General features: G+C 60.2%; 22 protein-coding genes and 1 tRNA gene. 10 read left to right on the forward strand and 13 right to left on the reverse strand.

The genetic code is table 11. The features are described 5' to 3' along the window. The first annotated feature begins 24 nt into the window (after positions 1 to 24). A tRNA-Leu gene (locus tag AACR93_RS04630) sits at positions 25 to 108 on the forward strand. A 175-nt stretch (positions 109 to 283) separates the two neighbouring features. Here AACR93_RS04630 and AACR93_RS04635 read toward each other — a convergent pair. Next, positions 284 to 2,116, reverse strand: a complete 1,833-nt coding sequence (locus AACR93_RS04635) for an SLC13 family permease (protein ID WP_043850118.1) — start codon at positions 2,114 to 2,116, stop codon at positions 284 to 286. A gap of 259 nt (positions 2,117 to 2,375) precedes the next feature. Between AACR93_RS04635 and pnuC the strand changes: the two genes are divergently transcribed. From pnuC to nifJ, 8 genes are all read left to right on the forward strand, one after another. Further along, complete coding sequence (gene pnuC / locus AACR93_RS04640; RefSeq protein ID WP_043850119.1) at positions 2,376 to 3,092, forward strand: nicotinamide riboside transporter PnuC; 717 nt, start codon at positions 2,376 to 2,378, stop codon at positions 3,090 to 3,092. Between the two features lie 3 nt (positions 3,093 to 3,095). Then, positions 3,096 to 3,821 carry a nucleoside phosphorylase gene (locus tag AACR93_RS04645; RefSeq protein ID WP_043850120.1) on the forward strand — a complete coding sequence of 242 codons (726 nt, stop codon included), beginning with the start codon at positions 3,096 to 3,098 and terminating at the stop codon, positions 3,819 to 3,821. A gap of 104 nt (positions 3,822 to 3,925) precedes the next feature. Beyond that, on the forward strand, positions 3,926 to 4,597 hold the full coding sequence (locus AACR93_RS04650; RefSeq protein ID WP_043850121.1) for a Crp/Fnr family transcriptional regulator: 672 nt from the start codon (positions 3,926 to 3,928) through the stop codon (positions 4,595 to 4,597). A 43-nt stretch (positions 4,598 to 4,640) separates the two neighbouring features. Beyond that, a complete protein-coding gene (gene yqfB, locus AACR93_RS04655) occupies positions 4,641 to 4,961 on the forward strand; it encodes a N(4)-acetylcytidine aminohydrolase (protein WP_043850122.1) in 321 nt (106 codons plus the stop codon). A gap of 87 nt (positions 4,962 to 5,048) precedes the next feature. Further along, on the forward strand, positions 5,049 to 5,969 hold the full coding sequence (locus tag AACR93_RS04660; protein ID WP_043850123.1) for an alpha/beta hydrolase: 921 nt from the start codon (positions 5,049 to 5,051) through the stop codon (positions 5,967 to 5,969). 61 nt (positions 5,970 to 6,030) lie between these two features. Next, positions 6,031 to 6,411: a DUF1622 domain-containing protein gene (locus AACR93_RS04665; RefSeq protein ID WP_033115688.1), complete on the forward strand. Its 381-nt coding sequence runs from the start codon at positions 6,031 to 6,033 to the stop codon at positions 6,409 to 6,411. A 200-nt stretch (positions 6,412 to 6,611) separates the two neighbouring features. Next, positions 6,612 to 8,252: an alpha-glucosidase gene (locus AACR93_RS04670; protein WP_043850124.1), complete on the forward strand. Its 1,641-nt coding sequence runs from the start codon at positions 6,612 to 6,614 to the stop codon at positions 8,250 to 8,252. 228 nt (positions 8,253 to 8,480) lie between these two features. Continuing rightward, entirely contained in the window at positions 8,481 to 12,026 is a 3,546-nt protein-coding gene (gene nifJ / locus AACR93_RS04675) for a pyruvate:ferredoxin (flavodoxin) oxidoreductase (protein WP_043850125.1), read from the forward strand. Between the two features lie 111 nt (positions 12,027 to 12,137). Here the strand turns inward: nifJ and AACR93_RS04680 are convergent, their stop codons facing one another. Then, entirely contained in the window at positions 12,138 to 13,502 is a 1,365-nt protein-coding gene (locus tag AACR93_RS04680; RefSeq protein WP_043850126.1) for an MDR family MFS transporter, read from the reverse strand. Positions 13,503 to 13,673: 171 nt separating this feature from the next. Between AACR93_RS04680 and AACR93_RS04685 the strand changes: the two genes are divergently transcribed. Then, a complete protein-coding gene (locus tag AACR93_RS04685) occupies positions 13,674 to 14,270 on the forward strand; it encodes an HAD family hydrolase (RefSeq protein ID WP_043850127.1) in 597 nt (198 codons plus the stop codon). A gap of 97 nt (positions 14,271 to 14,367) precedes the next feature. On the opposite strand, the gene AACR93_RS04690 is transcribed toward AACR93_RS04685, so the two are convergent. From AACR93_RS04690 to AACR93_RS04740, 11 genes are all read right to left on the reverse strand, one after another. Beyond that, complete coding sequence (locus tag AACR93_RS04690; protein ID WP_043850128.1) at positions 14,368 to 14,625, reverse strand: hypothetical protein; 258 nt, start codon at positions 14,623 to 14,625, stop codon at positions 14,368 to 14,370. Positions 14,626 to 14,887: 262 nt separating this feature from the next. Beyond that, entirely contained in the window at positions 14,888 to 15,685 is a 798-nt protein-coding gene (locus AACR93_RS04695; protein ID WP_043850129.1) for a DUF1338 domain-containing protein, read from the reverse strand. Between the two features lie 63 nt (positions 15,686 to 15,748). Then, positions 15,749 to 17,218 carry a succinylglutamate-semialdehyde dehydrogenase gene (astD, locus tag AACR93_RS04700; RefSeq protein WP_043850130.1) on the reverse strand — a complete coding sequence of 490 codons (1,470 nt, stop codon included), beginning with the start codon at positions 17,216 to 17,218 and terminating at the stop codon, positions 15,749 to 15,751. A 72-nt stretch (positions 17,219 to 17,290) separates the two neighbouring features. After that, positions 17,291 to 18,310: an arginine N-succinyltransferase gene (gene astA / locus AACR93_RS04705; protein ID WP_043850131.1), complete on the reverse strand. Its 1,020-nt coding sequence runs from the start codon at positions 18,308 to 18,310 to the stop codon at positions 17,291 to 17,293. A 75-nt stretch (positions 18,311 to 18,385) separates the two neighbouring features. After that, positions 18,386 to 19,603, reverse strand: a complete 1,218-nt coding sequence (locus AACR93_RS04710; protein WP_043850132.1) for an aspartate aminotransferase family protein — start codon at positions 19,601 to 19,603, stop codon at positions 18,386 to 18,388. Between the two features lie 276 nt (positions 19,604 to 19,879). Further along, positions 19,880 to 20,461, reverse strand: a complete 582-nt coding sequence (locus AACR93_RS04715; RefSeq protein WP_019446359.1) for an aminodeoxychorismate synthase component II — start codon at positions 20,459 to 20,461, stop codon at positions 19,880 to 19,882. A 21-nt stretch (positions 20,462 to 20,482) separates the two neighbouring features. Continuing rightward, positions 20,483 to 20,698, reverse strand: coding sequence for a hypothetical protein (locus AACR93_RS04720; RefSeq protein ID WP_019446358.1), 216 nt, complete (start codon positions 20,696 to 20,698; stop codon positions 20,483 to 20,485). Between the two features lie 119 nt (positions 20,699 to 20,817). Further along, a complete protein-coding gene (trpS, locus tag AACR93_RS04725; protein ID WP_019446357.1) occupies positions 20,818 to 21,822 on the reverse strand; it encodes a tryptophan--tRNA ligase in 1,005 nt (334 codons plus the stop codon). A 42-nt stretch (positions 21,823 to 21,864) separates the two neighbouring features. Beyond that, positions 21,865 to 22,533, reverse strand: a complete 669-nt coding sequence (locus AACR93_RS04730) for a phosphoglycolate phosphatase (RefSeq protein ID WP_040066901.1) — start codon at positions 22,531 to 22,533, stop codon at positions 21,865 to 21,867. After that, positions 22,520 to 23,194: a ribulose-phosphate 3-epimerase gene (gene rpe / locus AACR93_RS04735; protein ID WP_041210023.1), complete on the reverse strand. Its 675-nt coding sequence runs from the start codon at positions 23,192 to 23,194 to the stop codon at positions 22,520 to 22,522. Before rpe ends, AACR93_RS04730 begins: the two co-directional genes overlap by 14 nt. 163 nt (positions 23,195 to 23,357) lie before the next feature. Next, positions 23,358 to 24,230 (reverse strand): Dam family site-specific DNA-(adenine-N6)-methyltransferase, encoded by an 873-nt coding sequence (locus AACR93_RS04740; RefSeq protein WP_043850133.1) that lies wholly within the window; start codon positions 24,228 to 24,230, stop codon positions 23,358 to 23,360. Positions 24,231 to 24,239: the final 9 nt, after the last annotated feature.

Genomic DNA, 24,239 nt, shown 5'->3' on the forward strand with positions numbered 1-24,239 from the left:
TCCCGTCATAGCCACCATCAATTTGCGGAAGTGGCGAAATTGGTAGACGCACCAGATTTAGGTTCTGGCGCCCTAGGCGTGAGAGTTCGAGTCTCTCCTTCCGCACCATTGAACGAAGTACCAAACAGACCAGCTTTATGCTGGTTTTTTTGTATCTGAAATTTGCCTCTTTTGACCCACTTTCCTGCGGCTCCCCCTTCCCGATCTTCCCGATACGGCTTTCACTCGCCCACAAAAAAGCGGCCCGCAGGCCGCCAGATAAACATCTATTTGCATCGAATGGTCAGAACGGGAAGAACCAGGGAATAGCTATCACGCTCACCGCCATCACCAGCAGGGTGAAGGGGACGCCGATACGGATAAAGTCGGCGAACTTGTAGTTGCCCGGCCCCAGAACCAGGGTATTCACCGGTGACGAGACCGGCGTCATGAAGGCGGCCGAAGCGGCGATGGCGATGGTCATGGCAAACGGATAGGGCGACACCCCCATCTGCTGCGCCGTGCCCAAGGCAATCGGCGCCATCAATACCGCCGTCGCCGTGTTGGAGATGAACAAACCGATCACGGCGCAGAGGGCAAACAGGCTGGCCAGCATCACTCGCGGCCCCATCTCTCCCACTGCGCTCATCAATCCGCCCACGATAAGATCCACCCCGCCGGTTTTTTGCAGCGCCAGCGCGAAGGGCAACATGCCGACAATCAGGATCAGGGTCGGCCAGTGGATCGACTTGTAGGCGCTCTCCATGTCGATGCAGCGAAACTTGCCCATCAGCAGGCAGGCGATCAGCGCGGCAATGACGTTGGGCACCGGGTCGGTCACCATCAGCAGGATCATCACCCCGAGGCAAATAAGGGCGTGAATGGCCTGACTGCGAGCCGGCGCCATCTCGTCTACCTCGGCCGGCAGCCCCATCAGCAGAAAGTCACGGCTGTGGGTTTGCAGCAGCCGGATATGACTCCAGTTGCCCACCACCAGCAGGGTATCCCCCATCTGCAGCGGCTCATCCACCAGCTTGCCACCCATCGTCTCGCCATCCCGGCGCAGCCCCACCACGCTCAAACCGTAGCTGGAGCGGAAGGTCACCTCGCGCACGGTTTTACCAAGCAGGCTTGACTCTGGGATCAGCGACACCTCGGCCATCCCCACCTCCCGCGCCTGATCGGAGAAGTACTCGCCGCGCAGGATCATCGGCTCAAGGCGCGCCTCGCTGCAAAACTCCCGCACGTCCACCTCGGGATCGGACATATCGATCAGCAGCACATCCCTGGCCTGAAATTCACTGATCCCCGAGACCGGCACCATCACCCGATGAAACTTGCGCCAGCGCTCCACCCCGATGACGTGGGCGCCATAGCGGGCGCGCAGTTGCAACTCATCCAGGGTATGGCCAATCAGTGGTGAATCGGGGCGTAGCGCCAACCGGCGAGCCCGGCCGGTAAGGCGATAGTCGCGGATAAGGTCGCGAAAGGTGCGCCGTCCGCTCTGCTTGCCTTTGCCCTCTTCCCCCTCGCCCACCAGGGAGCCGCGTACCAGCAGCATGTAGACAATCCCGCACAGCAGGATCAGGGCGCCGAGCGGTGTGAAGCTGAAAAAGGTGAAGCCGTGAATACCGTGGCGCATCAGTTCACTGTTGACCACCATGTTGGGCGGTGTCGCCACCAGCGTCATCATGCCGCTGATAAGCCCGGCAAAGCCGAGCGGCATCATCAGCCGACCGGCAGGGATCCCCATCCGGTTCGCCACGCTCAGCACCACAGGGATGAAAATGGCCACCACCCCGGTGCTGCTCATCACAGCCCCCAGCGTTGCCACCGCCACCATCAACAGCACCAGCAGCTTGGTCTCGCTGCTGCCCGCCACCTTCACCAGCGCATCCCCCACCTGATAGGCGATACCGGTGCGCACCAACCCATCCCCGACCACGAACAGGGCGGCAATCAGAATAACGTTGGGATCGCTGAAACCCGCCAGCGCCTCCGGCAGAGTGAGGGTGCCGCTCAGCACAAAGAGGATGATGATCAACAGGGCGACCACGTCCATCCGGACTTTATTGGTCATGAAGAGATAGATGGCACCCGCCAGCAGAGAGAGCACCCAGACAAGCTCGGAATTCAATGAAACCTCCTTTTACAACACGATTCTCCTCCCGGAGAGTGGACTCTATCAGACCACAGCCGTGAGGCTATGGTCTTGTTACATATCAATAAAGTCCGGCCAGCTATCGCACCATAACCCATCAGCGCTTGAATAGGCGGTCATCGGATTGGATTTCTTTGATGTGTGCCAAGCACAGGGGGGACAAAAGTCCTGCCCGGCAGCTGCCGCACCACCTAGAATGGCACCCTCGCACTACCTCCATGCCAAGGATCAGAAAATGAGCATATTCGAGCTGTTCAGCATCAATAACACCCTGGTGACCATACCGCTGGGCGGCGGCTACGCCATGTCGTGGATTGAAGCCATCGGTACCCTGTTCGGGCTGGCCTGCATCTGGTTCGCCAGTCAGGAGAAGACCATCAACTACCTGTTCGGTCTTATCAACGTCACCCTGTTTGCCATCATCTTCTTCCAGATCCAGCTCTACGGGCTGTTGCTGCTGCAGCTGTTCTTCTTCTGCGCCAACGTCTACGGCTGGTACGCCTGGACCCGCCCCGCCAACGATCAGGGGGATACCCTGCAGATCCGCTGGCTCAGCAAATCCAAGCTCATCGTCACTGCCTTGGTGAGCGTGCTGGCCATCGCCCTGCTGACCCGCTATATCGACCCGGTGTTCGCTGCGCTGGCGCGCACCTCGGTCTCCCTGCTCAACCTGTTTGGTGCCAACCTTGCCACTCCCGAGCCCTCCCCCGATGCCTTCCCGTTCTGGGATGCCACCATGACGGTGCTCTCGGTGGTCGCGCAGATCCTGATGACCCGCAAATATGTGGAGAACTGGATCCTCTGGGTGGTTATCAACATCATCAGCATCGGTATCTATGCGGCGCAGGGTGTCTACGCCATGTCGCTCGAATACCTGCTCCTGCTCTTTATCGCCGCCAACGGCACCCGCCTCTGGGTGATTGCCGCCAAGCGCCAGCCACAGGGGGTATAAGCCATGACGCTGCTACCCCATCTCCAGTGCCGCCCCGATCAGATTGCCGAGCGGGTGGTGCTGTGCGGCGACCCGGCCCGGGTTGATCGCATCGCCAGCCAGCTCGAACAGTGTGAAGTGCTGGGCCAGCACCGGGAGTTTCGTCTCATCAATGGCCGTTATCAGGGAGTGCCGATCACTGTTTGCAGCACCGGCATCGGCGGCGCCTCGGCCATCATAGCGCTGGAAGAGCTGGTGCAGGCAGGTGCCCGCTCGCTTATTCGGGTCGGCTCTGCCGGCGCCCTGCAGCACGACATCGGTCTTGGCGACCTTATCGTGGTGGAAGGGGCGGTACGCAATGAGGGGGCCTCGCAGGCCTATCTGCCTGCAGAGTACCCCGCCTGCGCCGACATCTGGCTGCAGGCCGCCCTGCTCAATCAGGTGGCGGCCAGTGGCCAACCTCATTGGCACGGGCTGGTGCGCTCCCACGACAGCTTCTATCGGGATGATGAGCAGGAGGTATGCCGCTACTGGCATGCCCGTGGCGTGCTCGGGGCAGACATGGAGACCGCCTCCCTGCTGACCGTGGGGCGCCTGCGCAAGGTGCGGGTTGCCGCCGTGCTCTGCAACGTGGTGCTGTTCGAGCAGGATGTGCAGGATGGGGTCAATGAGTACGCCAACGCCGAGCAGGCCATGATGAACGGCGAGCGAAACGCCATCGCCGCCGCCCTCCACGCCCTGGTGCAATAACCCGCAAATCGTTAATCACGGCACATTCGACAGGAGGCGGGCTGGTATCCGGCCCGCGCTCTTGCTAGCCTCATGGCCCTCGTCATCGGTGCGACAGGTACGTCATGCAGCAACAGCCCTATCCCCTCGGTCGTTTTCACGCCGAACTCGCCAAACTGGAACCCCGCTTTGCCGCGGCGCTGGAAGCGTGCACCCTGTTTCTGCGTCGCTACCTGCCGGGCGAATCCATCATGCGACAGGGGGAGCTGAGCGAGCAGCTCTATCTGGTGGGTGCAGGGCGGGTCTCCCTCAATAGCGCCGTCCACTCGGGCCGCATCTTCCAGCTTGGCGAGATTGAGTGTCACAGCCAGATCTTTGGAGAAATGGAGTTCTTCAGCGCCACTCCGGTGCAGTGGAACGTGGTGGCCGAGACCGAGCTGGACGCACGGGTCATCTGTGCCGACAAGCTGGCCCAGCGGCTGCTGGCCGAACCCGAGCTGACCCTCTTTTTCGCCGCGGCACTTGCCAGCGACTATCTCGATACCCTGGAGATCACCACCAGCCGGCTGCTCCACCCCATTGCCTACAACATCGCCTATGAGTTGTGGCGAGAACGCCAGCGCACCCCCATGCTGGGGTCACGCAAGCGGGCCCACGAGGCGGCGCGCTTCGGCACCACAGAGCGGGTTTACCGCCGCGCCCTCAAGGAGCTGGTCGAACAGGGCATAGTGGCCGACGGCAGCGACGGCCCCGTTATCGCCGATCTGACCAGGCTGCGCGCCTATCTCGACCTTTGATTTCCATTCATCCCATCTCGATTCACCCTGTCAGGAGAGAGCCATGTCTACCCATCCCGAATTCACCTTCTTCAGCCGCTTCGTTGCCGACATTCAGGCGGGCCGCAAGACCATCACCATCCGCGACGAGAGCGAGGCCAACTGGCAGCCTGGCCAGCGGCTGGCGCTGTTCACCAACCCGGAGCACCAGCCCTTCGGCACCATAGAGGTGCTCTCCGTCAATGCAGTGGCCTTCGATGAACTGAATGAGGAGCACGCCCGTCAGGAGAACATGACCCTCTCCGAGCTCAAACAGGTGATCCGCGATATCTACCCCGCTCTGCCGCCGCTCTATGTGATTGAATTCCATCTGCTTGAAGTCTGATTTTGTGAGCTGCCTCAGCTAACGCCGGTTGCGCTCTCTGGCTAAAGGCGCAAAATAACTGTTTTTATATACAGTTATTGGTGCGTTATGGATATACAACTTGAACCGGCCATTGCGGCCATGGTGGCGGAGTTCATCGCTGCAGGCCGCCCCAAGGCGAGTAGCCTGAGCTGGCAGGCGCGACGTGAAGGCTATCTTGCTTCGGCCATATTGGGCGGTGAACGGGAGGAGGTTGGCGCTATCGAAGAGTGGCAACATGGCCATTATTCCATTCGCCTCTATCAGCCAGCGCCCACCTCAAGTGCAAGCCGTCCGGCCCTGATCTACTTTCATGGCGGCTGTTTTGTCAGTGGCGAGTTCAACACCCACGACCGCCAGATGCGCATGCTGTGTAATCGCGCCGAAGCACTGGTGTTCGCGGTACATACCCGCCTTGCCCCCGAACACACCTATCCTGCCGCACACGACGATGCACTGGCTGCTACGCTCGCCATCATGGCCGATATGGAGAAATGGCATGGGGATCCGGCGCGGGTTGTCCTTGCGGGCGACAGTGCCGGCGGGCACATCGCCCTGATCACCACCTTGCGACTCAAGGAGCAAGGCGCACCCTTGCCTGCAGCCCAACTGCTCATCTATCCGATGCTCGATGCTGCGGGCGACAGTGACAGCTATCGGCAGCTAGGGGATGACTACCTCATCACCCGCGACATGCTGTTAAGCGGTTTTCACGCCTATCTGGGCGAGCTACCCGCCACTCATCCCGAAGCCAGCCCGCTCCACCATCCCGCCCTGTCAGGATTACCACCGACCCATATCGTAACGGCGGAATATGATCCGCTGCGCGATGAAGGGGAAGCCCTCTATCGCAAACTGCTGCAAGCCGGTGTCAGAACCACCTGTCAGCGGCAACTGGGTGTTATACACGGCTTCTTCCAGTTGGCCGGAGTCAGCCCCACTGCGCGTCAGCTCATTGAACAGCTCTCACTGCTTATCAGGAGACTCTGATTTGGCCTTTGCCGAGCGATATGTTAATAGTGTCCTCTTTTGAATCATGGAGGTGACCCGAGTGTTTGAGATAGCGAGCCTGAGAGAAGGGATGATGCACGGGGTCGAGCTGTTCCAGCTGCTGCTGGAGATCATCTCCATCGCCTGTGTGGTAATAGGGCTTGGCAAGACCCTCTGGCTGGCGGCACGGATGGAGGATCACGAACCGGGCTTTCCGCGCATTCGCCTCTGTTTCGGCAGTTGGCTCATCTTGGCGCTGGAGTTCCAGCTCGCCGCCGACATCCTGGCAACCACGGTCGCGCCAAGCAAGGAGGAGCTGATCCGTCTCGCCATCATTGCAGTGATCCGCACCTTCCTGAACTACTTCCTCGGCAAGGAGCTGGAAGCCCAGACCGAACGCCAGCAGGAGCAGCGCAGCGAGCAGGCCAAGGCTGCTCAATAACCTCTATTCCTGCAGAGTATCAGCGCTAAGTGCAGTGTCATCCCGACCACAGCCGTGGCTTGGGATGGCACCTTTGTGACCCTTCCCGCACTTTTGGCAATCAGCCAACTATGGAACCCTTTTCAAGGTTTCCTCTGCCCTGTCGAGTAGCAGCTCATCTGCGTAAGATAGAAAATCTTCTCCCCCAACCGGCCAAGCTGATGAATACGCACTCCCTTCACACGCCCGATATCGACCTCGATAGCTGCGTCATCTACCAGATCTACCCCATGAGTTTTCAGGACAGCGATGGCGACGGCATGGGCGATATCAACGGCATCCGTCAGCGCCTCGACTATCTGGCCACCCTCGGGGTCGATATGCTCTGGCTCACCCCCATCTATCGCTCCCCCAAACGGGACAACGGCTACGATGTGGCGGACTACCGTGCCATCGACCCCGCCTTCGGCACCCTGACCGAGATGGAGCAGCTGATCGCCGAAGCGGCCGCTCACGGCATCGGCATCATGATGGATATCGTCGCCAACCACACCTCCACCGAGCACGAGTGGTTTATGCAGGCACTGGCCGGCGATCCCCGTTATCAGGGTTATTACGTATTCCGGGATCAAGCCTTTGTCGATGCTCACCCCATTACCTCGATTTTTGGCGGCAGCGGCTGGCAGTATGTGCCAGCGCTTGATCGCTACTACCTGCACAACTTTGATGCGAGTCAGGCCGATCTGGACTGGGACAACCCGGCGGTGCGCGCCGAGATGGCAGAGGTGATCAACTTCTGGCTGGGCAAAGGGATCAAGGGATTTCGCTTCGATGTGATCGATATGGTGAGCAAGGAGTGGGACCGACTGGCCATGAGCAATGGCCCGCGCCTGCACGACTATATCCGCGAGATCAATGCCGCGAGCTTCGGCGGCAAGGGGATCATTACGGTGGGGGAAACCTGGGGTGCCGATCTCGCCCATATGCAGCGCTACTCCAGCACGGATGGCAGCGAGTTCAGCATGGTGTTCAACTTCGAGCATCTGGGGCTGGGCAGTAACAAGTGGTCATCCCGCTTTGATCCCCTCGCCTTCAAGCGAGCCATGGCCCGCCACCAGCAAGGGCTGCACGGACGTGGCTGGAACAGCCTGTTTCTCGGCAACCACGACCTGCCTCGCGCCGTCTCCCGCTTTGGCGATGACAGGCCAGAGTGGCGGGAAACCAGCGCCAAGCTGTGGGCCATGGTGCTGCACCTGATGCAGGGCACTCCCTTCATCTATCAGGGGGAGGAGCTCGCCATGACCAACCGCCACTGGCAGCCGGGTGAGCTGCGCGATGTGGAGGCCATCAACTATCGCGCCAGCCAGTCAGGGCTGGATCCTGCCGAGCTGAGTCGGCGGCTCGATGCCATTGGCCGCGACAACGCCCGAACCCCGATGCAGTGGGACGCCGGCCCCCACGCCGGATTCAGTACGGCCACGCCCTGGATTGCCCTCAATGCCAACCACGTCGAGATAAATGCTGACGAGCAGCTGGCCCGTCCCGACTCGCCGTTTCACTGCTATCGCCAGCTCATCGCCCTGCGCAAGGCTCACCCTGTCGTTCGCTACGGCAATTTCGAACTGCTGGATGGGGATGATCCCGAGCGCATCAGCTATCGCCGCCACTGGCAGGATCCGGCTAGCGGAGAGCGGCACACCCTGCTGCTGCTCGCCAATCTCACGGCGACCCCCTTGCCGATGCCCCACTTCGACAAGGTGGCAGACGAGATGCGGTTGCTGCTGGCCAATTACCCAAGCGAACCGATGCAGCTCTTCGCCCCTTATCAGTGCGCCATCTGGCTGCAAGTGGATCAGGGTTAACCCCGTGCTGACGGGCCATGCCAATGGCCCGTCAGCCACCTCCCGTTGGATGTCAGCAGAAAATCATGCATCTACGCAGCGGGATTAAATTAACCACTATTACTGACTTATTAATTGATTATTTATCCCGTTTGATACGCTCTCATTGCCCCTCTTACTATGCCTGCGACCTATCCATTGCCGATGCAACTATCGGCTTTCAAACTGGCATAGCAAAGTGGAAAACACATGATCACCACAGACGGGAATAACGCAGTCGCCTCGGTGGCGTACCGCACCAGCGAAGTCATCGCCATCTACCCCATCACCCCCAGCTCGGCCATGGCTGAGCAGTCGTCGGCCTGGTCGAGCGAACGGGGCAAGAACCTGTGGGGGGATGTCCCCCGGGTTGTCGAGATGCAGTCGGAAGGGGGCGCCATCGCCGCCGTCCACGGCGCCCTGCAGACCGGCGCGCTGGCGACTTCGTTTACCTCGTCGCAGGGTTTGCTGCTGATGATCCCCAACCTCTACAAGCTGGCGGGCCAGCTTATCCCCTTCGTGCTGCATGTGGCGGCACGCACCGTAGCGACCCACACGCTATCGATCTTTGGCGATCACTCGGACGTGATGGCGGTGCGCCAGACCGGCTGTGCCATGCTCTGTGCCAGCAATGTGCAGGAGGCGCAGGACTTTGCCCTGATCTCCCAGATAGCGAGCCTCAACAGCCGCCTCCCCTTTATCCACTTCTTCGACGGCTTTCGTACCTCTCACGAGATCGCCAAGATAGCGCCGCTCGCTGACAACACCCTGCGTGCCCTGCTGCCCGCAGATGCCATCCGTGCTCATCGTGACCGGGCGCTCACCCCCGACAAACCGGTCATTCGCGGCACCGCTGCCAACCCGGACACCTACTTCCAGTGTCGGGAGGCGAGCAACCCCTGGTATGACGCCGCCTATGGCCATGTGAGTGAGGCGATGCAGGCTTTTGGCGAGCAGACCGGCCGCCACTACCGGCCGTTTGAATATGTCGGCCACCCGCAGGCGGAGCGGATTGTGGTGCTGATGGGCTCGGCCATCGGCACCTGTGAAGAGGTGATCGAGCGCCTGCTGGCCCAAGGGGAGAAGGTGGGGCTGGTGAAGGTGCGGCTGTTCCGTCCCTTCTCGGCCGAGCACCTGTTGGCCGCGATTCCCAAGAGTGCCCGCACCATCGCCGTACTGGATCGCACCAAGGAGCCGGGCGCACAGGCCGAGCCCCTCTATCTCGACGTGATGACGGCGCTGGCCGAAGCGGTCAGCCGGGGCGAGCGGGCAAGCCTGCCGCGGGTCATCGGCGGCCGCTATGGCCTCTCCTCCAAGGAGTTCGGCCCCGCCTGCGCCCTGGCGGTGTTTGCCGAACTGGCGCAGGAGAACCCGCGTCCGCGCTTTACCGTCGGCATCTTCGATGACATCACAGGTCTCTCGTTACCGCTGCCCGCGCTCAATTCGCACAGCCCCATCCACAGCCAGCAACACAAGCTGGAGGCGCTCTTCTACGGTCTTGGCAGCGATGGCACCGTCTCGGCGGCCAAGAACAGCATCAAGATCCTCGGCAACCACACCGACCTCTATCCGCAGGGCTATTTCGTCTACGACTCCAAGAAGGCGGGCGGCCTCACCGTCTCTCACCTGCGGGTGGGCGAGCGGCCGCTGCAATCGGCCTATCTGGTGGAAGAGGCGGACTTTATCGGCTGCCATCAGTGGCAGTTTGTCGACAAGTACCGGATGGCGGAACGCTTGAAAGCGGGTGGAATCTTCCTGCTCAACACCCCCTACAGCGAAGCGGAGATCTGGCAGCGCCTCCCCAGCGAGGTACAGCATGCCCTGCGCGAGAAAGAGGCGCGCTTCTACATCATCAACGCCGCCAAAATTGCCCGCGACTGCCAGCTCGGCAACCGCATCAATACCGTGATGCAGATGGCCTTCTTCCAGCTCAGCGCCATCATTCCCCACGCAGAGGCGACCAGCCTGCTGAAGCAGGCCATCGCCACCAGCTATGGCAGCAAGGGACAGACACTGGTCGAGCGCAACTGGCAGGCACTGGAGGCAACCTGCGCCGCTCTGACCCGAGTGCAACTTGGCGAGCTGGATCCCGCCAGCCGCCCGCGCCCACCGGTGGTTTCGGCCAAGGCCCCCGATTTTGTCCAGACCGTCACCGCCGCCATGCTGGCGGGACTGGGTGACAGCCTGCCGGTCTCCGCCTTCCCGCCGGATGGCACCTGGCCGGTCGGCACCACCCGCTGGGAAAAGCGCAATATCGCCAAGGAGATCCCCATCTGGGAGGCGGAGCTCTGCACCCAGTGCAACTACTGCGTCGCCGCCTGTCCCCACTCGGCCATTCGCGCCAAGGTGGTGGAAGCGGATTCGCTGGCCGCTGCTCCCACCACTCTCGATGCGCTGGATGTGAAATCCCGTGACATGCGCGGCCAACAGTACGTGTTGCAGGTGGCACCGGAGGATTGCACCGGCTGCAATCTCTGCGTCGAGGTGTGCCCGGCCAAGGATCGCAGCAACCCGGATCGCAAGGCGATCAATATGGCTTCACGGCTCGATCACCTCGACGAGCAGAAGGCCAACTACGACTTCTTCCTCGACCTGCCAGAGCGCAGCGCCGAGCAGCTGGAGCGCATCGATATTCGCACCTCCCAGCTCATCTCGCCGCTGTTTGAATACTCGGGCGCCTGCTCCGGCTGTGGCGAGACTCCCTATATCAAGTTGCTGACCCAGCTCTATGGCGATCGGCTGCTGATTGCCAACGCCACCGGCTGCTCGTCCATTTATGGCGGCAACCTGCCTACCACTCCCTACACCACCAACGCCGAGGGGCGCGGGCCGGCCTGGGCCAACTCGCTGTTTGAAGACAACGCCGAGTTCGGACTGGGCTTCCGTCTTACCGTCGATCAGCACAGGGAGCGGGTGCGCCGTCTGCTGGCGAGCTTGGGCGACACCATACCGGAAGCGCTGCGCGAGGCGCTCGGCGATGCCAATCAGCCAGTTTCCGAGCAGCGGGCCCATATCCAGCAGTTGCGAGCGCTGCTGCAGGGGAGCCAGACCCCGGCAGCCCATGAGCTGGCTCGCGATGCGGACTATCTGGTGGAAAAATCGGTCTGGCTCATCGGCGGCGATGGCTGGGCCTACGACATCGGCTTTGGCGGGCTCGACCATGTGCTGAGTCTGGGGGAGAACATCAATGTGCTGGTGCTCGATACCCAGTGCTACTCCAACACCGGCGGCCAACAGTCGAAGGCAACCCCGCTTGGAGCCATCACCAAGTTTGGTGAGCAGGGCAAACGCAAGGGTCGCAAGGATCTCGGCGCCAGCGTGATGATGTATGGTCATGTCTATGTGGCGCAGATCTCCCTCGGCGCCCAGATGAACCAGACGGTGAAGGCGATTCAGGAGGCGGAAGCCTACCCGGGCCCCTCACTCATCATTGCCTACAGCCCCTGCGAGGAGCATGGCTACGACATGGCCGAGAGCCACGAGCAGATGAAGCAGCTGACCGCCACCGGCTTCTGGCCGCTCTACCGCTTTGATCCGCGCCGCGCTGACGAGGGTAAATTGCCGCTGGCACTCGACTCGCGGGCACCCAATGCCTCGCTGGCCGAGACCTTGCGCCACGAGCCCCGCTTCCAGCGGCTGGAGCGCCAGCTGCCGGAGGTGGCCAGCCAGCTCTATGAAGAGGCGGAGCAGGAGGCCAATCGCCGCTTCGCCTGGCTGAGCCAACTGGCGGGCAAGGAGAGCCCGGCGCAGGAGTAAGCCGCGTTCGGCTTGATGGCAGCAGCCACTCTGTTCACCAAATAACAATCAGGGCTCCCCGCGGGGAGCCCTGATGCTATCTATGGTGAGCCAATGTCGGCGCAGGCCAAATCAGGCGCTGATGGAGGCCAGCTCATGGCGCTTCAACGCCAACAGGGTGATGAGCAGCGCCAGCGTGGCGATCAGTGCCATGCCGATATAGGTCGCGCTGAAGCCCGGGGCCAGCAGATCGGGCGCGAGCCGGCTCAGATCGCCATCACTGCCGGCTGGCAGGCGCAAGTGGAACAGCATGGAACAGATGGCCACGCCGACGGCACCGCCGAGCTCCCGTCCGAAGTTGAACAGCGACATGCCGATGCCGCGATCCTGCCGTGGCAGGGCATTTTGCACTACTACCGAGAGGGCGGGCAGCACCAGACCGAGACCAATACCGGCAAACCCGAGCGCCAGTCTGACCCAGGCATCGAAGTGGATCTGCCACAGAGCCACCGCCGCAAGGCCAAAGCCCACCGCGACAAAGCTCTTGTAGTGGCCGGTACGGCCAATCAGCTTGCCGCCGACAAAGGCGCCGGCAGTGATGCAAATCATGAAGATAACCATGATGGTGCCGCTCTCGCTGGCGCTCATCCCCTTCTGCCACTGCATCTGCAACGGCAGATAGACCAGCACGGCAAACATCAGCAACTGGGAGAGCATCACCAGCAGCACGCTCACCAGATAGCCGGGCAACCGCGCCAGATGGGCAGGCAATATGGGGTCGTGGGCACGCCGTTCAATCAGAATCAGCAGCAGCAGTGCAACGCCCAGCGCTGCCGAGAGCCAGACGGCAGGTAACGCCGCCTCCGGCGAGAGCAGCAACAGGGTGAGCGTGGTGACGGTAATCAGCAGACCCGCCCCCTTCCAGTCGAAGCGACTGTGGCGACGCACGTTGAGCTGCTTGAGGTTGCGGTTGATGAGAAAGACTGCCAGCGCCCCGAGCGGCAGATTGATCCAGAAGATCCAGCGCCAGCTGAGCTGCTCGGTGAAGTAGCCGCCGAGCAAGGGGCCGGCGATGCTGGAGACCGCATAGACCGCCGAAATGTAGCCCTGATACTTGCCCACCTCCCGCGGCGGAATGGTGTCGGCAATCACGGTAAACGCGAGGGCAATCAGACCGCCGCCCCCCAGCCCTTGCAGCACACGCGCTGCCAGCAGGGTCTGCAGATCCTGGGAGAGGGCGCAGGCCACCGAGCCCGCCAGAAACAGGCCGATGCCGATATTGAGCATCCGCACCCGACCAAAGAGATCGCTCAGCTTGCCGTAGAGGGGCAACACGGCGGTGGCTGCCAACAGGTAGGCGGTGACCACCCAGGTGAGGGCGCCACCGGCATGCAGTTCGGCGCCAATCATGGGCAGCGGGGTAGTGACGATGCTTTTTTCCAGTGATCCCAGTGCGATCACCAGCGCCACACTCGAGAAGATGGTTTTCGGGGACATAAGAGGACTCGCTAATCTGATATGCCAAAGGATCCGGCATTGAGCGAATTATTGTCTCACAAATCAGCAAGAGAGAGAAAAAACCACGGCCGGCCATCCTCAACCATGAGGCCGATCCCACAATCCAGGTCCCTGATCTGCTAGCCTGCCCTATTTAGCCAAGGAGTCCCCATGAGCGAGCAGTACCGGTTTGATCACTATGATGCCCTGATTTTCGATATGGATGGCACTCTGGTTGATTCCATGCCCCTCCACCTCGATGCCTGGGAGCTCACCTGCGCCGAATTCGACATCCCCTTCAAGCGCGAGCAGCTCTACCAGTACGGCGGCATTCCGACTCGCAAGATCATCGCCATGCTGGCCGAGCAGCAGGGACTGGAGGTAGACACCGCCGCCTTCGCCCGCCGCAAGATTGCCCTCTATATGGAGCATATCGACAAGGTCAGCGTCTTCCCCCGGATGTGGGAGCTGGTCAGGCACTACCACGGCAAGGTGCCGATGGGGATTGGTACCGGTTCACCGCGCAATCAGGCGGAGTCGATCCTGAAGAGTACCGGTCTCGATGCCTATATCTCTGTGGTGGTGAGCGCCGATGACGTCATCAACCACAAGCCGCACCCGGACACCTTCTTGCAGGTAGCCGAACAGCTGGGGGCCAATCCGGCCAACTGTCTGGTGTTTGAAGATACCCAGATCGGGCTTGAGGCAGGCAAGGCGGCAGGTATGGATACCGTGCTGGTGCTTGAGGGAGAGTGGCACCCGAGATAACAGGGACATCGCCACCGTGCCAGGGCACAACTGCAATCATTTTCGGGGAGCCTGACAGCTCCCCGACTCGTAACTGGCTGGCGCCTGTTTGCCCGACCTATTTGCCCGAGAAGGGAGCCGCAGACGCGGGTACTTCAGACACCGTGAGAGTAAAGCCATCGGCATGCAACTCATGCTGCTTCTGATGAGCGCACAGCAGCTCCAGCGCCTTGCTCGGACTATCCGCAAAGGTGGGCGCAGCAATGGCAGCAAAACCCTGCGCAACCAGATGTCGACGCTCATCGCTATAGCTGGGCGCATTCGCATCGAGATAGGTAAGCGACTGACCTTGCTTGAAAAAGTGATAGTTAGGCATCGATTGGCCCCGCAAAAATAAAGCGTCATTCTACTCCTTTTTGCACGCTTGCCTGCGTCAATCTGTGGCGTATCGAGTGATCTCGTTCACATTTTTATCAACAATTCGGCCACACCAAACACCAGCAAAACCCATACCCCATCTCCTCTTAAGTCATTGATAACCTAAGAGGGCATCACCACCCGCGCCAAACAAAACGCCTCCACAGGGGAGGCGTTCTCATGCCAAGTGGCACGGCACAACCCGTGCCGGTCACCGACCCTTACATCGCGTTGGTCGATTCGAAGATCTTGTCGGCCGACGCCTCGACGAAGCCCGGATAGAGCACACCATCTGGCTGCGGGTAGCGCAGGGCAAATTCGTAGAAGCAGCTCGGGATGGTGCGCACCCCATCGCTGAACGGCACATCCGCCTTGTCGGCCATGGTGGAGGATTGCTCCAGCATGACCTGCGGATCCCCCTTCACCTCGCCACCCACGCTGTTGAGGACAAAACCTGCAGCCTTGAGCGCCGCATTGACCTGCTCGATGGTATCGAAGTCCTTCAACTTGTTGATATTGACCGTGAAGTGGTTGGCACGATAACCCCAGGCTGCCATCCAGGCCGCATACTCGCTCTCCGCCAGCAGGGTCTGGTAGTCGGCGTAAGAGACCTGCCAGGGGGCTCCGGCGTAGAGAAATGCCGGGGTATCGGTCAGATGCTCGGGCACCTGATCCGCCAGCTTGTGGATGATGGCCTGCGCGCTTGCGGAGAGCTCTTCGACCTTCAGCTCGCTGATAAACACCTTGGGAGCATCGGGATCCTTGTGCTCGAAGTGTTTGGCGTTGAGCTTCTTCGCCTTGAACACATACTCCCCCTTCTGCTCGTAACCCAGCGCCAGAAAGTGGGCGGCCAGCTTCTCCAACCTCAGTTTGGGCAGGTTGTAGGTCCGAAAGGCGATGTGGTCGTTGATGATGGGCTCACCGCCCCCCAGCAGGGCATGCACTTTAAGGGCGCTCGGCGTCACCTTGATGTAGTTGTCCCACAGATGACTGAACAGGGTGTCGATATCCTTTTGCATCTCTCTTTCCTTTGATTGCGGGTACAGGTTGGGGCACCCGCCGGATGCCCCGTTTTGTTATTGTCAGAAGCTCAGACCGGGAGACAGCTGCTCCGGCATTGCCGCTTTGCTATCCTCGACGGATGCAACAGGATAAGCACAGTAGTCAGCAGCGTAGTAGGCGCTCGCCCTGTGGTTGCCGGAAGCGCCGATACCGCCAAACGGCGCGGCACTGGAAGCACCGGTAATGGGCTTGTTCCAGTTGACGATGCCGGCGCGGATCCGCTTGAAGAAGTGATTCCAGTCCGCCTCCTTGTCACCCAGCAGACCGGCCGAGAGGCCGTAGCGAGTGGCATTGGCCAGATCGATGGCCGCATCGAAATCGTCATAGCGAATGAGCTGCAGCAGCGGGCCGAAGTACTCTTCGTCCGGCAGCGAGCTGACCGCAGTCACGTCGATGATGCCCGGGGAGACAAAGCCGGTGCCCGCTTTCAGGTGCTCAAGCACCTGCAGGCTCTCACCGCCCAGCTGTTGCAGGTTGGTTTGTGCCTCGACCATGCCAATCGCCGCTTTCTCGCTGATCATCGCCCCCATAAACGGCTGTTCGGCGGCGTCGTAGAGGCCGACCTTGATCTTGCCCACCACCTCGACCAGTCGCTTGACCAGCGCATCGCCACGCTCGCCGCGCTCGACAAACAGGCGACGCGAGCAGGTGCAGCGCTGACCGGAGGTGATAAACGCCGACTGGATAATGGCATGGACAGCGCCGTCGATGTCACTCACCTCTTTCACGATCAGCGGGTTGTTGCCACCCATCTCGAGGGCCAGAATTTTGCCCGGCTGGCCGGCAAACTGCTGATGGAGGAAATGACCGGTACGGGAGGAACCGGTAAAGAAGAGGCCATCGATATCGGGGTTGCCAGCCAGCGCCTTGCCGGTCTCGACTTCGCCCTGCACCAGATTGATGACCCCTTTGGGCAGCCCCGCCTCCTGCCACACCTTGAGCATGGCTTCCGCCACCATGGGGGTCAGTTCGGAGGGTTTGAACACCACGGCATTACCCGCGATCAGCGCCGGTACGATATGACCGTTGGGAAGATGGCCCGGGAAGTTGTAGGGGCCAAAGACCGCCACCACACCGTGGGGCTTGTGACGGACAAACGCCTTGGCGCCCGGCATGGGGTTTTCCACCGTACCGGTGCGCTCGTCATGGGCGCGGATGGAGATAGCGATCTTGCCCTGCATGGCGGCCACTTCGGTACGGGTCTCCCACAGCGGTTTGCCGGTTTCGCGGGCGATGGTGAGTGCCAGCGCCTCCTTGTGCTCACCCAGCAGGTCGGCATAGCGACGCACTATGGTCAGGCGATCCTCGAGATCCATATCAGACCAGTGGTAGAAGGCGGCGCGGGCGGCCTTGACGGCCGCATCGACCTGAGCCGCACTGGCGGCAGCGCCCTGCCAGATCACCTCGTTTTTGGCCGGATCCCGTGACTCGAACGGCTTGCCTTCACCGGCAAGCCACTGACCGTCGATAAATTGCACTAACTGGCTCATCCATTCACTCCCTGTCGCTGACAGGCAGCCTCGGCTGCCTGCTTGATAATCGGTTTGCTGGTCCTGTCTGCCTCAGTCGAGGTCGACTACCCGCACCATGTCGCCATCCTGCACCTTGAGTGCTGCCGCCATCTTGGGCGGGATGATGGCCTCATGCTTGTCGAGATCGACCCGGATATTGCCGTAGCAGGCACGGTACTGTTCGAAACGGCTGTTGCAGAGCAGGTGGGTGCGGCCGCCGATGGGCTCGCCCACCAGCACCCGCAGTTTCTGGCTGCGACGCACGCTGCGGATGTTCTTCAACTCGCACTCGACCGCCGGCCCCGCATCGAAGATATCGACATAGCCGCGATTCACGAATCCCTCGTCCTGCAGCATCTTGATGGCCGGACGGGTCTTCTCGTGGGTCTGGCCGATGACGGCGCGCGCCTCCTTGCTCAGCAAGTTGACGTAGATGGGGTACTTGGGCATCAGCTCGGCGATAAAGCGCTTCTTGCCGATCCCGGTGAGATAGTCGACGGTGGGAAAGTCCATCGAGAAGAAATGGGTCTGCAGCCACTCGTAGAAGGGGCTGTGGCCATTGCCATCCGAAACGCCGCGCATCTCGGCAAAGACGGTTTCGTCAAACAGCTCCGGGTGCTCGGCCATAAAGAGAAAACGGTGCTTGGAGAGCAGGCGGCCGTTGAGCCCCTCGCGGGCACATTCGCGCAAGAACAGGGTGCAAAGCTCGGTATTGCCGGTGTAGTCGTTGGAGAGAGTTAGCGTCTCGACCACATTGTAGATACCGAGTTTGGGCGAAGAGTGCACCACCTTGCCGATGTGATAGTTGTAAAACGGCTGGGAGAGACCGACTGCCGCATCGATGGCGCAGGTCCCAACCATCTCGCCGGTCTCGAGATCCTCGGCTACGAAGAAGTAGAGGCAGTCCCCCTTGCCGGCCGGCTTGTCGGAAAAAGTTTGGGTAGAAGCGTCGATCTTGCGCTGCAGCAGCTCATCGTTGACGGGCAACGAGGTCATGCCGGTGCCGGACTCGATGGCGCAGGTCTTGAGCCCGGCAAAATCTTTTTGCTCGATGGGACGGATAACCAACATAAATGACAACTCCCTTTCATTGACGTCAGGTGGGGTCCCGGCTCCTGCCGGGAGGGCTCCCCACCTCAATTTGGATCAGGCGTTAACCACCTGGGCGACCGCCTTCTCGAAGCGGGCCAACCCCTCCTTGATGTCCGCTTCCGGGATCACCAGCGAAGGAGCAAAACGAACCACGTTGGTGCCGGCAACCAGCGCCATCAGCCCCTGATCGATGGAGGCCAGCAGGAAGTCGCGCGAGCGCCCCTTGTACTCTTCGCTCAGAGCAGCGCCCAGCAGCAGCCCCTTGCCGCGGATTTCGCTAAAGCAGTGGTACTTGGCATTGATGGCTTCAAGCCCATCACGGAACAGCTGCTCGCGTTGCTTGATACCCGCCAACACCTCCGGGGTGTTGATCACATCGATCACCGCTTCCGCCACCGCACAGGCGAGCGGGTTGCCACCGTAAGTAGAGCCGTGAGTGCCCACTTTCAGGTAAGAGGCTATTTCGCTGGTAGTCAGCATGGCGCCGATGGGGAAACCGCCACCCAGTGCCTTGGCGCTGGTGAGGATGTCCGGCGTGACACCAAGCCCCATATAGGCGTAGAGCTCGCCGGTACGACCGACACCGGACTGCACTTCGTCATAGATGAGCAGGGCATTGTGCTTGTCGCACAGCTCGCGCACCCCTTTGGCAAACTCGTCGGTGGGACGAATGATGCCCCCCTCCCCCTGCAGCGGCTCCATCACCACGGCACAGGTGTTGTCGGAGATCACGTCAGCCAGCGCGGCCAGATCGTTGTAGGGGACGTGGGTGATGTCACCGGGCTTGGGCCCGAAACCATCGGAGTAGGCAGCCTGACCGCCGACGCTGACGGTAAAGAAGGTGCGACCGTGGAAGCCCTGATTGAAGGCGATGATCTGGGTCTTCTGCTCACCGAACTTCTCGATGGCGTAGCGGCGGGCCAGCTTGAGGGCGGCCTCGTTGGCCTCGGCGCCGGAGTTGCAGAAGTAGACCTTGTCGGCAAAGGTGGCTGCGACCAGCTTCTTGGCCAGACGCAGGGCCGGCTCGTTGGTCATCACGTTGGAGAGGTGCCACAGCTTCTCGCCCTGGCTTTTCAGGGCCTCGACCAGCTTGGGATGGCAGTGGCCAAGGCCGTTTACGGCAATGCCCCCGGCAAAGTCGACATACTCGCGACCATCCTGATCCCAGACACGTGATCCTTCGCCACGAACCGGGATGATCTTGGCCGGCGCATAGTTGGGAACCATCACTTCATCAAACACTTCACGTGTCACTGCCAACAACTCTGACATATAGCTCTCCTTCGATTCGGCGACAGAATAATCCACCGCCCAAAAGTTAAATCCGTGTAAACGTGACGGGATTATCACAGAAATAAAGTAAAAAGTCTGTAACAAGAGGGCCTGTAAGGAACAATGTTCGACTGCCCCTGATATTTTAGGCAACCGCATTGCATAACGACTCAGGGGGGCTTGGCAAGAGATAATTTGGGCAGGAGAGGGGGTGAATAAAGTGTCAGAGAAATTTTTTTTGCCTTCTCTCGATATTGAGAAGGCGGTCACAACTTTTTATGAACAGGTCAGAAAATTGGCCAGTAACAAATGACCCTGTTCGCTCAAAATACTCTCCGGATGGAACTGCACACCCTCGATGTTGAGCGTCTTGTGACGCACTCCCATGATCTCGTCGAACGAGCCATCAGCATGCTCGCTCCAGGCGGTGATCTCGAAGCAGTCGGGCAGCGTCTCGCGCTCCACGACCAGTGAGTGATAACGGGTCACCCGCAAGGGATCCTTGAGGCCGCAGAATACCCCTTCGCCGCGATGGCGAATGAGGGAGGTCTTGCCGTGCATTACCTGACGCGCGCGAACCACGCGGGCACCAAACGCCTGCGCCAGCGACTGATGACCAAGGCAGACGCCGAGAATGGGCAGCTTGCCAGCGAAATGGGTGATGGCGTCGAGAGAGATACCAGCCTCGTTGGGAGTACAGGGGCCGGGAGAGATAACCAGAAAACGGGGAGATAACTGCTCGATATCGGTCAGCGTCAGTTCATCATTGCGTCTGACCTCTACCTCCTGACCCAGCGCACCAAAATATTGCACCAGATTCCAGGTAAAGGAGTCGTAGTTATCAATTAACAGCAACATGAGATAACCAGCAGCGGAGAATTAACGATCGAGAAAACGACCCTGCTCCATTTCCCGCTCACGCTGACATTCGGCCAGATAGATGGCGGCAGCAATGGCAGCGGTCTTGTGATGCTTGTCGATGGCATTGGAGACCATCAATTGCAGGGTATTGAGGTTTTTCGCCTTGCGAAACTTGCGCAGCCAGTGACCTTTGTCACTCAGCTCTTCAATTGAAATATTCGGTTGAACAGACATGGGTACTCTTGGGGATATATCCCGGGTTGGAATAATAAAATCAAACAAAAATAGAGCTGGGGAAAATAAAGAAAGCCAGGCAAATACCCAGCTCTCTTCTACTACACCTTCCCAGTATGTCAGGCTCGAGGAACGAAGCCGACTACATCATATACGCTGGTCAAAGTTTTTTCAGCCCTTTCACGCGCCTTTTGTGCCCCTTCGGCCAAAATCGCAATCAGATGGGCCTCATCCTGACGCAGCTCATTGAAACGGGCCTGAATCGGCTCCAGCAGAGCGACAACCGCCTCGGCGGTTTCGGTCTTGAGGTGACCGTACATCTTGCCTTCGAAATGCTGCTCCAGCTCGGGGATGGAGCGACCGGTCACACCGGACATCAGGGTCAGCAGGTTGGAGACGCCCGGTTTGTTTTCCGGGTCGAAACGCACCACGGCCGGATCGTCGGAGTCGGTTACCGCACGCTTGATCTTCTTGACGATCTGCTTGGGATCTTCCAGCAGGCCGATGAAGTTGGCCTCGTTGTCATCCGACTTGGACATTTTCTTGGTCGGATCCTGCAGGCTCATCACCCGCGCCCCTTCGGTCGGAATGAAGGGCTCCGGCATGGTGAACACCTCACCATAGAGGTTGTTGAAACGGGTGCAGATATCGCGGGTCAGCTCGAGATGCTGCTTCTGGTCGTTGCCGACCGGCACCTGATTGGCCTGATAGAGCAGAATATCAGCTGCCATCAGCACCGGATAACCGAACAGGCCGACGTTGACATTATTCTCGAAACGGGCGGACTTGTCCTTGAACTGGGTCATGCGCGACAGCTCACCCATCTGGGTGTAGCAGTTGAGGATCCAGCCCAGCTCGGCGTGCTGCGGCACGTGAGACTGGATGAAAACGGTGCTCTTCTTGGGATCGATACCGACCGCCAGATAGAGGGCAGCCGCATCGAGGCAGGCCTTACGCAGGGCAACCGGATCCTGGCGGGTGGTGATGGCATGCAGGTCGACGATGCAGTAGAGGCAGTCGTACTCATCTTGCATGTTGACCCACTGACGCAGGGCCCCCATGTAGTTGCCGATGGTCAGCTGACCGGAGGGCTGCGCCCCGCTCAATACGATTGGTTTGGTCATGAGAGTAGTAATCCTTGTAATTCAGCCAGTCCGGCGGCGCGCTTAGCTCAGCAGCGCATCGAGCTGGGAAAAGTGTTCGAACACCCAGTCGGGCCGGGAGTCGGCAATGGGGCGGCCATAGTTGTAACCGTAGGTGAGCCCCACCACCTTCATGCCGGCCGCTTTGGCAGCCAGCACATCATTTTCGGAGTCACCCACCATCAGGGTACGAGCCGGACTCACTCCCAGCTCCTGGCAGGCGTGCAGCAAGGGCTCCGGGCTCGGCTTCTTGACCGGTACGCAGTTGCCACCGAGCCAGAGCGCGAAGCAATCGCTGATACCGAGGGCATCAAGAATAGGCGCGACAAAATCGCTCGGCTTGTTGGTGACGATCGCCTGCTTGTAGCCCAGGGTTTGCAGGCGGCGCAGACTCCGGGCAACCCCATCATACATTGCCAGTCCCTGCAGCAAACAGGCGTTGTAGTGCTGGAAAAAGATCGGACGGGCCTTGGCAAACAGCTCGGGGTCGGCCTCGCGATAGGCAAGGGCCCGCTGGATCAGCTTGTCGGCACCATTGCCGACCCAGGTACGGATAACCGCTTCATCAGCTTGTTCCAGACCCAGATCAGCCAGAGTCAGATTGACAGCCAGCGCCAGTTGGGCGGCGCTGTCGATCAGGGTGCCGTCCAGATCGAACAGCACCAGGTCAAATGCGCGCTCAGCGTTTGACATGAGCCAGCTCCGCACGCATCTGGTCGATCACCGCTTTGTAATCGGGCTTGCCGAAGATGGCAGAGCCGGCGACGAACATGTCGGCACCCGCTTCGGCGATTTCACGGATATTGTCGACCTTGACCCCGCCATCGATCTCGAGGCGAATATCACGGCCGCTCTCGTCGATCAGGCGACGTACCTGACGCAGCTTGTCGAGGGTGCCGGGGATGAAGCTCTGGCCACCGAAGCCCGGGTTGACCGACATCAGCAGGATCACGTCCAGCTTGTCCATCACATACTCGAGGCAGGAGAGCGAGGTAGCCGGATTGAGCACCAGACCCGCCTGGCAGCCCATCTCCTTGATGAGGCCCAGAGAGCGGTCAACATGGTCGGAGGCTTCCGGATGGAAGGTGATGAGGGAAGCACCCGCCTTGGCAAAATCGGGAATGATGCGATCCACTGGCTTGACCATCAGATGCACGTCGATGGGTGCCTCGATACCAAAGTCACGCAGCGCCTGACAGACCATGGGGCCAATGGTCAGGTTGGGGACATAGTGGTTGTCCATCACATCGAAGTGAACCACGTCGGCACCGGCAGCCAGTACCTTGGCTACATCGTCACCCAGACGGGCAAAATCGGCAGAGAGGATCGAGGGGGCAATCAGAAAGTCTTTCATCAGCATCATCCATTGGCAGCCAGGGAGAAAAAGCGGCGCAATTTTAACGTAAATGACGGGCGAAAACGACTCGAAAGCGGGAGAAATGGGACAATCCCCTCCCCTGCTTCCATTCAGGTCGGCTCGCCAAACAAAAACGGCCCCCGAAGGTGCCGTCTTGTTGCTAGCTCAGCGGCAACAGCTCGCTGTCGCTGGGGTAGTAGCCCTGCTCCGGTTCGATTCCGGGCGGATAGAGCGCCAGCAACTCGGCTACCTTGTTGCGGGTACCACCGTTGCGGCTGATGGTGCGCTTGACCAGGATCTCGTCGAGACGGGCGCCGCGATAGAGCTCGCGGGTCAGTTCGATGTCGTGATTGCTGATCAGTACCGGCACGCCCTTATGGGCCGCGGTGTGCCGCGCCAGACGGGCAAGTACCGCCTGATCGTCCAGCGTAAAGCCGCCGGCTGCATAGGTGGTGAAGCTCGCCGTGGTCGAGAGCGGCGCATAGGGAGGATCGCAGTAGATAACCCAATCCTCTTCGGCCCGCTTGATGGCATCGGCGTAGCTTTGGCAGATAAAAGTCGCTTTCTGCGCCTTCTCGGCAAAGGCCCACAGCTCCTTCTCCGGGAAGTAGGGCTTTTTGTAGGAACCGAACGGGACGTTGAAGCCCCCCTTCTTGTTGTAACGGCACAGACCATTGAAGCCGTGGCGGTTGAGGAAGAGGAACAGCAGGGAGCGCTCGAAGCTGGTATCGGTCTGGTTGAACTGGGTACGCAGCCGGTAGTAGGCAGCCTTGTGGTTATGCTCGGCCACAAACAGCTTGCGCGCTTCGTCGATGAAATGATCCGGCGTCTCTTTGAGATGGTTATAGAGGGCGATCAGATCCGGATTGATGTCATTGAGCACATAGGCGTCGTAGTCGGTATTGAGGAAGACAGAACCGGCCCCGACGAAAGGCTCCAGCAACACACGCCCGGCTGGCAAACGCTCGGCGATCTCTTCAACCAGGGAGTATTTTCCCCCGGCCCATTTTAAAAAAGCGCGTGTTTTTTTCATGGAAATCCG

The sequence above is a fragment of the Aeromonas sp. L_1B5_3 genome (assembly GCF_963866575.1).
Lineage (GTDB): Bacteria > Pseudomonadota > Gammaproteobacteria > Enterobacterales > Aeromonadaceae > Aeromonas > Aeromonas jandaei.